Raw genomic sequence first — 12635 nt, 5'->3', positions numbered from 1 at the left:
CGTACACTTGCCTCGTGGGACGCACCAGTGACGCCCGGGGGAAGATTCTCACCACCGCGCAGGCGCTCATCGAGCTGCGCGGCTACTCGGCGCTGGGCGTGGCCGAGATCTGCACGGCCGCCGGCGTGCCGAAGGGCAGCTTCTACCACTTCTTCGCCTCCAAGGAGGCGCTCGCCCTGGCCGTCATCGACGAGCGCTGGGCCGTCCAGCTCCGCGACTGGACCCGCGTCCTGAGCAGTGACATCGAGCCTCTGCGGCGGCTACGGCGGCTGTTGGAGGAGACCGCGGCCGCCCAGCGCGCCGGGCAGCAGAGCTGCGGCACCGTCTCGGGCTGCCTGTTCGGCAACCTGACCCTGGAGCTGAGCACCCAGACCGAGGCCGTCCGCGACCGCCTGCGGCAGATCTTCGACGCGCAGGCCGACCTGGTCGGCACGGTCATCGGCGAAGCGCTGGCGGATGGCGGGGTCGCCGTCGCCGACACCCGTGAGGCCGCCCGGTCCATCGTCGCCCAACTGGAGGGCCAGATCCTCCTCGCCAAGCTCTACAACGACACCCGGCCTCTCGACACCCTGTGGCCGAACTGCCTGACCCTGCTCGGCGCCCGCGTCGAGCAGGACATCTCCGCCGCCGCCTTACCCGGCGGCTGATCCGAGGGAGATCCATCGCGAACCTGCCAAGACAGAAGGTCGTCATGAGCACTCAGAAGGTCGCCGTCATCACCGGGGCATCGCAGGGCATCGGTGCCGGTCTGGTCACCGCCTACCGCAAACTCGGCTACGCCGTCGTCGCCAACTCGCGCGACATCGCCGTCTCGCAGGATCCGGACGTCCTGGCCGTCCAGGGCGACATCGCCGACCCCACCACCGCGGAGCGGGTCATCGACGCCGGCGTCCAGCGGTTCGGGCGCATCGACGCCCTCGTCAACAACGCCGGCCTCTTCCTGGCCAAGCCGTTCACCGACTACACCGAGGAGGAGTTCGCCTCGGTCATCGGCGTGAACGTCGCCGGCTTCTTCCGGATCACGCAGCGAGCCATCCCGCACATGCTCAAGCAGGGCGCCGGCCACATCGTCAACATCACCACCAGCCTGGTCGACCACGCCAACTCGAACGTGCCGTCCGTCCTGGCATCGCTGACCAAGGGCGGCCTGCAGTCCGCCACCAAGTCCCTGGCCATCGAGTACGCCGGTCGCGGCATTCGTACGAACGCCGTCTCCCCCGGCATCATCAAGACCCCCATGCACGCCGAGGAAGACCATGGCATGCTCGGCGGACTGCACCCCGTCGGACGCTTGGGCGAAGTGAGCGACATCGTCGACGCGGTGATCTACCTGGAGACCGCTCCCTTCGTCACCGGCGAGATTCTCCACGTCGACGGCGGCCAGAGCGCCGGCCACTGAGGAGCCCGGAGATGATTTCCCCCCTGACGGCTCTCGGGGTGAGCGCCCCGATCCTGGCCGCACCGATGGCGGGCGGCCCCAGCACGCCCGCGCTGGTCACCGCAGCGGCTCGGGCGAACGGCCTGGGGTTCCTCGCCGGCGGATACAAGCCGGCCGACGCGCTGGCCGAACAGATCGCCGCGGTCCGCGCCGAGGGCGTGGGCTTCGGGGTCAACCTGTTCGCGCCCAACCCCATCCCGGTCGATCCCGAATCCTTCCGCCGTTACGCCCGTACCATCACGCCGGAGGCCCGGCCCTACGGCATCGACGTACTGTCGGCCGGCATCGTGGAAGACGACGACCACTGGTCGGACAAGATCGACCTGTTGCTGTCCGACCCGGTGCCGGTCGTCAGCTTCACCTTCGGTATCCCGCAGGCGGCGGTGATCGCCGCATTACGCGCCGCTGGAACTCTTGTCATCCAGACGGTCACCTCACCCGCGGAGGCTCATCAGGCCGTGGAAGCCGGCGCCGATCTGCTGACCGTGCAGGCCTCCGCCGCGGGAGGGCACTCCGGCACGCTCACCCCGCGGCACCTGCCGGCCTTCATCCCCCTGCCCGAACTGGTGCGACAGGTACGGCAGGCGGTATCGGCGCCGCTGATCGGCGCGGGCGGGCTGGCGACCTCGGCGGCCGTGTCGGCGGCACTGCGCGCCGGAGCCGCGGCCGTCATGGTCGGCACCGTCCTGCTCCGTGCGGACGAGGCCGGTACGTCACACCCCCACCGGGCCGCGCTGGCCGACCCGGTACGACGCGAGACCGTGGTGACCCGGGCGTTCACCGGCCGACCGGCAAGGGCGCTGCGCAACCACTTCACCGACCGCTACACCGCCCTCGCGCCGGCCGGCTATCCCGCGCTGCACCACCTGACCGGCCCGCTGCGCAGGGCCGCCGCCGCCGCGGGCGACCCCGAACGGATCAATCTATGGGCCGGTACGGGGTACCGCCACGCCACCGCGGAGCCCGCCGCGCAGATCCTGCGACGACTGATCCCCTAGCTCTCGAACGCCTTGAGCACGGTCCAGGAGGCGCCGACGCCGCACGGCGGTGTAGGGCGGCGGATCGTCCTTCGCGGCCGTCACGCCGCAGTGGGCACGGATGAGCGCGATGACGGTGTCGGCGGTGCGGTCGAGGTAGCTGCGGCCATCGGGCAGCAGCGTCTCCGGGTTGATGTAGCCGCGCCGCCCGATGTGGGTGGCCGGGTCGAGCCGGTGCACGGTGATCTTTCCGGCGCGGTCGGCCAGGTTCCATCCGCTGCGGCGCAGCAGCCGCCAGCGCTGCGGGAAGATCCAGGTGGAGACCCGCTCGATCCGGTCGCCGCCGCTGGTGAGCTGATGCAGGTGACGGGCATGGGTGAGATCGTTGGCACCGTTGTGGAACCCGCCGAGGGTGATCAGCAGGAGCGGGGCGCGCAGTTGGGTGTGCAGTTCCGCGACCGCGCCGGTGGCGACCTGGGCTCCCCCGCTGTAGCTGAGCAGCACCACGGGGATGTCACTGCCGGACCGGTAGCCGGCGAGTCGTAGCTGGCCGGCGATCTGGGCGCCCACGGCACGGTTGTACAGGGGACGGTACCTGTGGTCGGCGGCGACGAAGATCTGCATGACGTTGTGCAGGAACAGCAGGAGCCCGATGCGGCGGCGGAGCCACGCCCACACGGGCCGGTCGACGAGCGGGTCGGCCAGCGGGGAGTACGGCTGCACCTGACCCAGCACCCGCAGCTCCGGCGCTCCGGCGATGAGGGCCTTGACCAGCTGGCCCCCGTCGCGGGTGTCGTGGAAGCGACGTTTGCCGATGCCGTCCAGATAGACCAGGTAGGCGTCCGGCGGACGGCCGGGGTCCGCGCCCCGGGCGTACGGCATGCCCTGCGGGAGCTCGGTCGCAGGGGTCCGCCAGCCGGCGGTGTAGGCCATCACCTCGTAGCGGGCGAGCAGGGCCTCGGCGAGCAGCACCGGACCGAGCACCAGGACGAGGAGCGGGAACTCGGTCATGTGAGCAGCTCCTGCCGCTCGGCGACGCTGATCCTCACGACGAGTCGCCGTACGACATCGACGGCGGCGGCGAGCCCGGCTCCGGCGACGGCGACGCAGCCCGCGGCGGCCCACCAGCCCAGCCCCGTCGTCGCGGCGAGCGAGGTGGCGAGGCCGGTCCCGACCCCCACCAGGAGCAGCAGGTGCAGCAGGGGCCCGAGCAGCGGGAACGCGATGACGGCGGCGAGAGCCAGCGGAGTGGCCAGACCGGGTGTCCAGGCCGGCACGGCGACGCCGGACACCGGAGCGGACAGCGTCAGCTCGGCCAGAGTCCATGCGGTCAGCGGCCACAGCGCGAACACGGCGCCCTCGACCACGGCACCGGTCAGCAGCAGCCGGATCGCATGGGACCGCGACACGCCGGAACGGCGAGCCACCAGGGGCAGGATCCGCCCGGCCGACTCCGACAACCCGGCGATCAGCAGCAGGACGACGACGACGAGAGGTGACATCGCTCAGCGCTCCCGTGGCGCATCCGCCAGGGCAGGCCGGCCTACCCGGCGCAGGTAGCGCTCGAGCTCGTCGGCGGCGCGCAGGTAGCCGCCGGCCTCGCGCTGGGCGACCCGCAGGGTGGCCGCCGCGGCCCGGAAGCGTGGCTCGTCGAGCAGGCGCCGGGCGAGGGCGTTCACGGGTCCCGGGGCGACGTCCCGGGTATGGATGGACAGGCCCGCGCCGAGTTCGACGACCCGCCGGGCCACCAGAGGCTGATCCGCGCCCTGGGGCACCACCAGCATCGGGACCCCGGCGTACAGGGCCTCGTTGACGCTGTTCATCCCCCCGTGCGTGACGAACAGCGCGGCGCGGGCCAGCACCTCCGGCTGCGGCACGGAGTGGCGTGCGAGCACGTTGACCGGCAGCGGCCCCAGCGCGGCCGGATCGGTGTGCCCGGTGGAGATGATCACGGTGCCGCCCAGCGGGGCGAGCGCGGTGGCGAAGGCACGCAGCAGGTGCGGGCCGGCGTCGAACACCGTGCCCAGCGAGGCGTACAGCACCGGAGCTCGCAGGCCGGCCGGGAACGACGGGTCGGCGGGACGGGCGCCGAGGCTCGGGCCGACGAACCGGTACGACGGGCCGAAGGCGTCCACGCCGGGCTGGAACGCGGGCGAGGTGAAGACCAGGTTGAGCGGCTGGCGTACGTTCGCCAGATCGAGCAGGGGCAGTCCACGGGTGTCGTAGTGGCGATGCAACCCCCACCGTGACCGCAGATAACGCCGGGCGACGCGGGGCCGGGTCGCCGCCGCGGCCAGCAGTTCCCACGAGGCGCGGGTGGGGCTGGGCGCATCCCCGTTGAACGCGAACGTGGTGAACGTCGATGCCGCCGGCACCCCGAGTTCGCGGGCGGCGACCGCGCCCCAGGGGCAGGCGGCGCCGTGCACGATCAGGTCAGGGCGGACACGACGCAGGTCGGAGAGCACGGCGGGCAGCAGGCCCGCCGCGGCGCCCGCGAGCCCCTCCAGCAGCGTGATCGGCAGCGGCGGATCGGGCAGCGGCCGGTCACCCCCGGGATAGGGGCACACGGTCGCACCGGTCGCCTCGATCTCCTTCGCGAACGCCGGTGAGGTGTGATAGGTGACGGAATGGCCACGACGAACCAGCTCGGCGACGACCGGCAAGGTCGGATTGACGTGCCCGTGCATGGGGATGTTGAGGAACGCGATGGTGCTCACCGTCCGGCCTCCCGTGCGAAGGCGGTCCGTGCCCTCTTCAGGCCGGCCGAGGGCGCAGGAGGACCGTCGACCCGATACAGGCCGGGCCCGCTGATGCTCAGCCCGTCGAGGAAACGCCCCGCCGCGAGCGAAGCGGTTGTGATCAGCCGCCGGGCGTGGCCGAAGTCCCACGGAAACGGCCAGGTCTCGACGCCGGTCGGCACCACGACGGTCGGAATCCGTTCGGACACCTCGTGCAGGTCGCGCTCGATCTGATGGTGCCACAGCAGCAGCCCGGCCCGGGCGGCGACCGCGCCGGCCCGCCGGGGCGGCGCGAGGGGGCGCAACGGCCAGCTCGCCGGCCCGGTCGACAGCACCACCACGCTGGCAGCCCCTGCCTGCAGGGCCGCCCGCACCGGGACCAGCGCGATCACCCCACCGTCGACGAGCCTGCGGCCTTCCCGATCCACCGGGGGCAGGACCCCGGGAATGGCCGCGCTGGCCAGCAGCGCGGACTCGAGATCGCCGTGGTCGAGCAGCACCTGGGCGCCGGTGGCCAGATCCATGGCCACCGCGGTGAAGGGAATCGCCAGCTGTTCGATCCGGGCCGGCAGCTCGGCTTGAGCGATCAGCCTGCGCAGGCCGTGATCGGCGAAAAGACTGGCCCGTGCGGACGGGAAGCGGAGTGGAAACACCTCACGGCGACGCGCATGGGTCCACACGCTGTCCAGCCATGGTGCGGCCCTGCCCGGATGGGCGGCCGCGATCGCCCCGTTGAGAGCGCCCACCGAGGTCCCGATGATCAGATCCGGGACGAATCCCCGCTCCTCCAGCGCGTACCCGATACCGACCTGCGCGGCCCCGAGCGCTCCCCCGCCCCCGACCACCACCGCCACGGGACGGGGAAGGGTGCGCAGGCTCACCGATCTGCGGTGATAAGTCATCTTCACGGTCCGTCTCCTCTCACCATGGCACCGCATCGAACCGTTCCTTGGCCAGGACCGGCCGCCACCTCGGCTGTCCGCTTGCGCGATCAGACAAGGTCGGCGAGGTCCTCCTCGGTAAGGGTGATCGACCGGGCGGTCAGGTTCTCCTCCAGGTGGGCCACGGAACCGGTGCCCGGGATGGCCAGGGTGACCGGGGAAAGGGCCAGCAGCCAGGCCAGGGCGATCTGATGGACGGTGGCGCCGTGCCGGTCGGCGACCTTGGTCAGGCCGGGGTCGTCGATGTCGGCCCTGCCGCCACCGAGCGGAAAGAAGGGGACGAAGGCGATGCCGGCCCGCGTGCAGGCGTCCAGGACGGCCGTCTCGTCACGATGGGCGAGGTGGAAGTTGTTCTGGACCGCCGCGACAGGAGCGATCGTGCGGGCCTCGGCGAGATGGCCGGCATCGACGTTGCTGATGCCCAGGTGGCGGATCAGGCCCTCCTCACGCAGCCCGGCGAGCACCTCGAAGCGTTCGGCGAGCGACTCGCCGTGCGGCGGCGCCATCGTGCCGATACGCAGGTAGACCAGGTCAAGGCGATCCAGCCCCAGGCTTTCGAGGTTGGCCTCGACCTGCGGCCGCAGATCGGCGGCGGTGCCCTGGCCGGGGCCGTCGGGGCCGAAGACCGGGCCGACCTTGGTGGCGATGACCAGGGTGTCCGGGTACGGGGCCAGGGCCTCGCGGATCAGGGTGTTGGCGCGCACCGAGCCGTTCTGGCTGCGGTAGAAGTCGGCGGTGTCGAGGTGGTCGACACCGAGCTCAACGGCACGGCGCAGGACGGCGCGGCCGGACTCGGGGTCGCGGGCGGGGCCGCCCGGCCTGCCCTGGGGCAGGCGCATGGCGCCGAAGCCGAGCCGGTCGATCGTCAGGTCTCCGCCGAGGCGGAACGAGTGGGACATGTCTCTCCCCGTGAGGTGATGTGGCGCCTGCCGGCGGGACGGCCGTTCCGGGCGGTCACGCCGCATGCGAGCGCAGCGCTGAGCTCTCGACGAAGGTGACCGTCTCCTCGAGCGGCGCGCGGCCTGTGCGGATGTAGTCGACGTTGGCGTTCTCGAACCCGATCGACATGCCGCAGAAGAGGACGAGGTCGTCCGGCGGGTGCACGATCTCCGCGACGGTCTTGCGGTAGACCGACCACGCCATCTGCGGGCAGCTGTGCAGCCCTTCGGCGCGGAGCAGCAGCATGACGGTCTGCAGGTACATGCCGAGGTCGGCCCATTGGGGCAGCCCCATGTCGCGGTCGATGTAGCAGAACAGGGCGGCGGGCGCGCCGAAGCACTGCCAGTTCTCGGAAGCGGCCCGCTGGCGGCCCTCCCAGTCCTCACGGGCGACGCCGAGCGACTTGTAGCGCTCCTTTCCGAAGGCGGATCGGCGCTCCCGGTACGGGGACTTCAGTGCGGTCGGGTACATCTCGTACTCCCGCTCGTCCCAGGCGTCGCCTGCGGCGACGCGCTCGCCGGCGCGCTTCTTCAGCTCGGCCAGCGGCTCGCCGGTCAGTACGTAGACGCGCCACGGCTGGAGGTTCGATCCGGACGGCGACCACGCCGCGGCGGACAGCACCCGCTCCAGCACTTCTCTCGGGACAGGCCGGTCGGCGAATCCGCGCACCGCCCGTCGGCTCTTGACAGCCTCATAAAGGTCCACGATCGCCCCCCTTCCTCTCTGTTCGATGTCTGACTCCCTTACATACGCAATCGTATCAACCGAAATAGTATCAATCAATACAATCTGATGCGCTGGGGCTTATCGTGAGGAAGGTCACTCGTACCGCGAGAGACGACCAGGCGCGCTTACCCCTCACCGCCCGCGGGATAGGCGAACCGGGTCAGCAGATCCCGCAACTGCTCGGGCTCGCCGGGCTCCAGATCGGCGACCAGGCGCTCAGCCAGCGGCTCCGCCGCCACGTGGGCCGCGTCGAAGAGCTCGACGCCCCGAGGCGTGATCTCCACCGCCCGCACCCGCCGGTCCCCCGGAACGGCCTTGCGCACGGCCAGTCCCTTATGCTCCAGGTCGTCCACGACCCGCATGATGCCCGCCTTGTCCGACCCTGTCGCCGCCACCAGGTCCCGCTGCACCGTGGGCCCACGGTTGACCAGCACCAGCAGCACGGCGAAATGCCGCACCTCGATGCCGAGCGGCCGCAGCGCCTCCGTCATCACCGCGCTCACCCGCCAGTGCGCCTGGCGCAGCAGCAGGCCGAGGGCGAAAGGCGACGCATCTCCAGGGCGATCGGTCGCACGCGAAGTGGCTCTGCGAGGATTGTCAGCGTTCATGGAAACACGTTACCTCGTTACCTTTTCAATCGATACGGTCACGTTCGCTATCAACGAGCGTCGCGGATGTCTCGTCGGGAAAAACTGGTGCGAACGTCCGGGCGGGGCATGTCAAGACGAGGGCGGCGGCTCCGACCAACCGTCGAAGGGCCCGGCCGAGGGCCCGCGAGCCACAAGGGGTACGAGATGAAGTTCCTGATCAGCATGCACATCAATCCGGCCGTGCTGGACGCGCTGACCGACGAGGAGAAGGCGGCGATCGGCGACGGCCACGGCAGGTTCATGGAGGCGCTGAAGGCGTCTGGTGAGTTCATCACCACGCAGGCGCTGGTCGACCCGTCGCAGGCCGCCGTCGTGTCCGTGCGCAACGGCCAGCCGGTGGTGACCGACGGGCCGTTCCTGGAGGCCAAGGAGTATCTGGGCGGCTTCTACTTCGTCGACTGCGAGAACAAGGAGCGGGCGATCGAGCTGGCGGCGCAGATCCCGGACGCCGCGATCGAGGGCCTGGGCGTCGAGGTTCGGCAGGTGATGTTCGCTGACGGACAATTGGAGGCATGACAGAGCCCGTTATCGAGGACCTGCTGCGTGAGCTCACGCCGCGGGTCCTCGGCGCGTTGGTACGCCGGCACGGCCAGTTCGAAGGATGCGAGGACGCCGTACAGGAAGCCGTCCTCGCCGCCACCGTGCAGTGGCCGGCCGAGGGCGTGCCGGACAATCCGCGCGGCTGGCTGGTGACCGTCGCGTCCCGCCGGCTCATCGACCAGATGCGCAGTGAGCACGCGCGGCGCGAGCGGGAGTCGGCGACGGCCGGCGAGGTGGTGCCCGCGGACGTGCCGGACAGCGACGACACGCTCGTCCTGCTGTTCCTGTGCTGTCATCCGACGCTGACCGCGGCCTCCCAGACCGCCCTGACGCTGCGGGCGGTCGGCGGCCTGACCACGGCCGAGATCGCCCGCGCGTTCCTGGTGCCGGAAGCCACGATGGCGGCCAGGATCAGCCGGGCCAAGCAGCGCATCAAGGCCGCCGGCAGCTCGTTCAGCCTGCCGGCGGGCGCGGAGCGCGAGGAGCGGTTGCGGGTCGTCCTGCACGTGCTCTACCTGATCTTCAACGAGGGCTACACCGCCTCCTCGGGCAGCGAGTTGCACCGCGCCGACCTCGCGCACGAGGCGATCCGGCTGACCCGGATGGTACGGGCGCAACTGCCCGAGGACGGCGAGGTGACCGGACTGCTCGCGCTCATGCTGCTGACCCACGCCCGCCGGGAGGCCCGCACGACAGCGACCGGCGACCTGGTGCCGCTGGACGAGCAGGACCGGGCGACGTGGGACCGCGCGCTGATCGACGAGGGCCTCGGGCTGGCCAAGGCATCGCTGGCCGGCCTGGCGCTGGGGCCCTACCAACTGCAGGCCGCCATCGCCGCCACGCACGCCGACGCGGCCACCGCCGAGGAGACCAACTGGCCGCAGGTGCACGCCCTTTACCTGGTCCTGGAGCGGATCGCGCCCAACCCGATGGTCACCCTCAACCGGGCGATCGCGCTGGCCGAGACCGAGGGCCCGCCGGCCGGGCTGGCCCTGCTGTCCACCTTGGACAGCGACGAGCGGATGGCCGGGCATCACCGGCTGCTGTCCGTACGGGCGCATCTGCTGGAGAAGACCGGTGACCCGGCCGGGGCGTACGAGCATTACCGGCGTGCCGCGAAGGTCACCGCCAGCCTCGCCGAGCGACGCTACCTGGAGTCCCGGGCCGGCCGGGTGAGAGGCCTCAGCGTCCCGTAGACGTTCACTTATCTCCTTTTGGGCCGCACGATGATGTGTTGCGGGCCGTTGACGTTGTTCGCGCTGCCGCCGTAGGAGTTATTGGAGTCAATAGAATCGATCACGTTCGCGAAGTTTCCGCTATTGACGGATCGACCCTTGTTCCAGTAATTTCCCTGCTTTCGTGAGTTTCCCTTCTTCTTGGGATGGCCCGCCTCGGCCATGCTGTGCGTCGCCGATGGGGACGTTGCGCGAGAGGCCGCCTCGACGGAAGAGGCCGGTGTCCCCGCCGCGAGCAGTGCCAGGCCAAGAGCGGCGATGGCCAGACCGGTCATGTGCATGCACACTCCAATGTTTCCCGCCGGCGCCAGTGTCGCCGAAGGATCATCTGCCGTTCTCCCGGACGAGAGACTGGGATCCGTTGGCCGTGTTGCCGCTGTTGGTATCGTTGTTGCTTCCCGTGGAGCCGTTCACGTTGGAGAAGTTCCCACTGTTGATGGGATCTCCTTCGCTATGGTAATTCCCACTGTTGGTGGAGTTACCGCTGTTTTCTGCGCCGTTGACGCACTTCGTGGGAGAATTGGAGGAAGGGGAGTTGTAGTTGACCAGCCGGTTGCCGCAGAAGACGGCGGGAACCATGTTGATGACGCTGCCCAGGTCCGCGCCCAGCAGGCGGGCCAGCTGCGAAGGCTCCTGAGACCTCGGTTCGGCCACCGCATTACCGGCTGCGGTCAGCGTCATGCCGCAACCGGTGATCGTCACGACCATTGCGAGCCGCATCATATTTCTCGCCAGAGATCCCACTACCGCCTCCAACTTCGTTTCACGATCGCCGCCGAGCGTATAGTCCGCGACAAAGCGCGAGCAACGCTACCGGGGCCGTGTCGGAATTCCGTGAGACCGGGGATGCGGCAGAAAAATCGCCTTTGATATGAAGGGCCTGTTCAACCGGAATCACGTCGAGGTGTGATCCCGCCCGGAATATCCCGGAGGGCCGGGCGAGCGAACCCGCCGCCCCGGGCCCGCCGGTCGCTCAGTTCTTCAGGAAGGTCAGCAGCGCCTCGTTCACCTCGGCGGCGTGCGTCCACAGCAGGCCGTGGGGTGCGCCGTCGATCTCCACGTACGTGGCCGCGGGCAGCAGGGCGTGGAAGGGGCGGGCGGTGGCGTCGATGGGCAGGATGCGGTCGGCGGTCCCGTGCACGATCAGGGCGGGCAGGCCGGACCCGGCGAGCGCGGCCACGTCGGCCCGGAAGTCGGTGGTCCAGGTCGGCACCGCCGCGACCGAGGCGTACGCCGACGCGCCGGCCGCGACGTTCCAGCTCTGCCGCAGGGCCGCCTCGCTGAGCCGGGTGCCCAGGGTCTCGTCGGTGTTGTAGAAGTCCGCGTAGAAGGCGTCGAAGTAGGCGTAGCGGTCGGCGGTGACGGCGGCGAGGATGCCGTCGAAGACGGACTGGTCCACGCCGGTGGGATTGTCGCCGGTCTTGCGCAGGAAGGGCTGCAGCGCCCCCAGGAAGGCGACCTTGCCGACCCTCTCGGTGCCGTACGTGCCGATGTATCGGGCGACTTCCCCGCTGCCCATGGAGAACCCGGCGAGCACGACGTCGCGCAGGTCGAGGGTGCGGAGCAGGATGTCGAGGTCGGCGGCGAAGGTGTCGTAGTCGTAGCCCTTCGTCGGCTGGCTCGACCGGCCGAAGCCGCGCCGGTCGTAGGTGATCACCCGGTATCCGGCGTCGAGGAGTGCCGCCACCTGCTTCTCCCAGGAGTGGCCGTCGAGGGGGTAGCCGTGGATGAGCACGATCGGCCGGCCGGCGCCGTGGTCCTCGTAGTAGAGCTCGATCGGCGTGGTGTTCTCGGTACCGACGGTGATGTGAGCCATGGTCCTGTCCTTTCGGGGGCTTGCGCTTCGGACAAGATGAACCCTAGCCGATTCAATCGTGTGCGAGGTAGTCGTATGCGATGTGTTCTGCGTCACTTTAGGGCGTGCACGGTGGAATCGCCTGCGATTTAGTCGGGCAGGCCTGGTCGGAGCTAAGCTCACGTCATGAGACCTGACACCGAGGACGACATCGGGCCGCTGTCGCCGATGCCCTGCTTCGACCTGTACGCCGCCTCGCGCAGCGTCACCGCCGTCTACCGGCCCCTGCTCGAACCGCTCGGCCTGACCTATCCGCAATACCTGGTGATGGTCGTGCTGTGGCAGCATGAGGAGAGCACGGTCCGCGAGATCCTGCGGGAGTTGCAGCTCGACTACAACACCGTCTCCCCGCTGCTCAAACGGCTGGAGACGCGCGGCCTGCTGGTCCGGCGCCGCCGCACCGACGACGAACGCTCGGTCACCGTGGCCCTCACCGACGAGGGCCGGGACCTGCGCGAGCGGACCCGCCACATCCCGGACGTCATCGGCGCGGCGATGGGGATCGACGGCCCCACGGTGATCAAACTACGGGAGATCCTGCGCACCATCACCGCCTCCGCCACCGCCCACGCGGCGAAGACCTGACGCACGGCCCG

The 12635-nt window shown here is 70.2% G+C and carries 16 protein-coding genes; 6 read left to right on the top strand and 10 right to left on the bottom strand.

The window, feature by feature from the left end:
- The first annotated feature begins 14 nt into the window (after window positions 1–14).
- From IEY87_RS17470 to IEY87_RS17460, 3 genes are read left to right on the top strand one after another with little or no spacing between them, the layout of a single operon-like run.
- Entirely contained in the window at window positions 15–647 is a 633-nt protein-coding gene (locus tag IEY87_RS17470) for a TetR/AcrR family transcriptional regulator (RefSeq protein ID WP_189139716.1), read from the top strand.
- A 44-nt stretch (window positions 648–691) separates the two neighbouring features.
- A complete protein-coding gene (locus IEY87_RS17465; RefSeq protein ID WP_189139715.1) occupies window positions 692–1399 on the top strand; it encodes an SDR family NAD(P)-dependent oxidoreductase in 708 nt (235 codons plus the stop codon).
- Between the two features lie 11 nt (window positions 1400–1410).
- A complete protein-coding gene (locus IEY87_RS17460; RefSeq protein WP_189139714.1) occupies window positions 1411–2436 on the top strand; it encodes an NAD(P)H-dependent flavin oxidoreductase in 1026 nt (341 codons plus the stop codon).
- Here the strand turns inward: IEY87_RS17460 and IEY87_RS17455 are convergent.
- The 7 genes from IEY87_RS17455 to IEY87_RS17425 form a co-directional block, all read right to left on the bottom strand.
- Window positions 2362–3426 carry a hypothetical protein gene (locus IEY87_RS17455; RefSeq protein WP_225277042.1) on the bottom strand — a complete coding sequence of 355 codons (1065 nt, stop codon included), beginning with the start codon at window positions 3424–3426 and terminating at the stop codon, window positions 2362–2364. The genes IEY87_RS17460 and IEY87_RS17455 overlap by 75 nt on opposite strands.
- Window positions 3423–3917, bottom strand: coding sequence for a hypothetical protein (locus IEY87_RS17450; RefSeq protein ID WP_189139713.1), 495 nt, complete (start codon window positions 3915–3917; stop codon window positions 3423–3425). The genes IEY87_RS17455 and IEY87_RS17450 overlap by 4 nt, the downstream gene beginning before the upstream one ends.
- A 3-nt stretch (window positions 3918–3920) precedes the next feature.
- Complete coding sequence (locus tag IEY87_RS17445; protein WP_189139712.1) at window positions 3921–5132, bottom strand: macrolide family glycosyltransferase; 1212 nt, start codon at window positions 5130–5132, stop codon at window positions 3921–3923.
- A complete protein-coding gene (locus IEY87_RS17440) occupies window positions 5129–6055 on the bottom strand; it encodes a patatin-like phospholipase family protein (protein ID WP_189139886.1) in 927 nt (308 codons plus the stop codon). Before IEY87_RS17440 ends, IEY87_RS17445 begins: the two co-directional genes overlap by 4 nt.
- Window positions 6056–6144: 89 nt before the next feature.
- The gene (locus IEY87_RS17435) at window positions 6145–6993 is read right to left on the bottom strand and encodes an aldo/keto reductase (protein WP_189139711.1); all 849 of its coding nucleotides are present in this window, start codon (window positions 6991–6993) and stop codon (window positions 6145–6147) included.
- A gap of 55 nt (window positions 6994–7048) precedes the next feature.
- Window positions 7049–7738 (bottom strand): nitroreductase, encoded by a 690-nt coding sequence (locus IEY87_RS17430; protein WP_189139710.1) that lies wholly within the window; start codon window positions 7736–7738, stop codon window positions 7049–7051.
- A 146-nt stretch (window positions 7739–7884) separates the two neighbouring features.
- Window positions 7885–8367 (bottom strand): MarR family winged helix-turn-helix transcriptional regulator, encoded by a 483-nt coding sequence (locus IEY87_RS17425; RefSeq protein ID WP_189139709.1) that lies wholly within the window; start codon window positions 8365–8367, stop codon window positions 7885–7887.
- Between the two features lie 186 nt (window positions 8368–8553).
- Here IEY87_RS17425 and IEY87_RS17420 point away from each other — a divergent pair, with 186 nt between their 5' ends.
- Together IEY87_RS17420 and IEY87_RS17415 are read left to right on the top strand one after the other, a co-directional pair.
- Window positions 8554–8925, top strand: a complete 372-nt coding sequence (locus IEY87_RS17420) for a YciI family protein (RefSeq protein WP_189139708.1) — start codon at window positions 8554–8556, stop codon at window positions 8923–8925.
- Window positions 8922–10145: an RNA polymerase sigma factor gene (locus IEY87_RS17415; RefSeq protein ID WP_189139707.1), complete on the top strand. Its 1224-nt coding sequence runs from the start codon at window positions 8922–8924 to the stop codon at window positions 10143–10145. The genes IEY87_RS17420 and IEY87_RS17415 overlap by 4 nt, the downstream gene beginning before the upstream one ends.
- An 8-nt stretch (window positions 10146–10153) precedes the next feature.
- Here IEY87_RS17415 and IEY87_RS17410 read toward each other — a convergent pair whose 3' ends face one another.
- The 3 genes from IEY87_RS17410 to IEY87_RS17400 all read right to left on the bottom strand — a co-directional run bounded on the left by IEY87_RS17410 (window position 10154) and on the right by IEY87_RS17400 (window position 12000).
- A complete protein-coding gene (locus IEY87_RS17410; protein WP_189139706.1) occupies window positions 10154–10465 on the bottom strand; it encodes a hypothetical protein in 312 nt (103 codons plus the stop codon).
- Window positions 10466–10508: 43 nt separating this feature from the next.
- Window positions 10509–10892, bottom strand: coding sequence for a hypothetical protein (locus tag IEY87_RS17405; RefSeq protein WP_189139705.1), 384 nt, complete (start codon window positions 10890–10892; stop codon window positions 10509–10511).
- Between the two features lie 265 nt (window positions 10893–11157).
- Window positions 11158–12000 (bottom strand): alpha/beta fold hydrolase, encoded by an 843-nt coding sequence (locus IEY87_RS17400; protein WP_189139704.1) that lies wholly within the window; start codon window positions 11998–12000, stop codon window positions 11158–11160.
- Window positions 12001–12165: 165 nt separating this feature from the next.
- Here IEY87_RS17400 and IEY87_RS17395 point away from each other — a divergent pair, with 165 nt between their 5' ends.
- Window positions 12166–12624, top strand: a complete 459-nt coding sequence (locus IEY87_RS17395; RefSeq protein ID WP_189139703.1) for a MarR family winged helix-turn-helix transcriptional regulator — start codon at window positions 12166–12168, stop codon at window positions 12622–12624.
- Window positions 12625–12635 lie beyond the last annotated feature (11 nt).

This window comes from Nonomuraea glycinis (assembly GCF_014646515.1).
In the GTDB taxonomy this organism is placed as follows: domain Bacteria; phylum Actinomycetota; class Actinomycetes; order Streptosporangiales; family Streptosporangiaceae; genus Nonomuraea; species Nonomuraea glycinis.
This window is presented reverse-complemented; position numbering and strand designations above follow the sequence as displayed.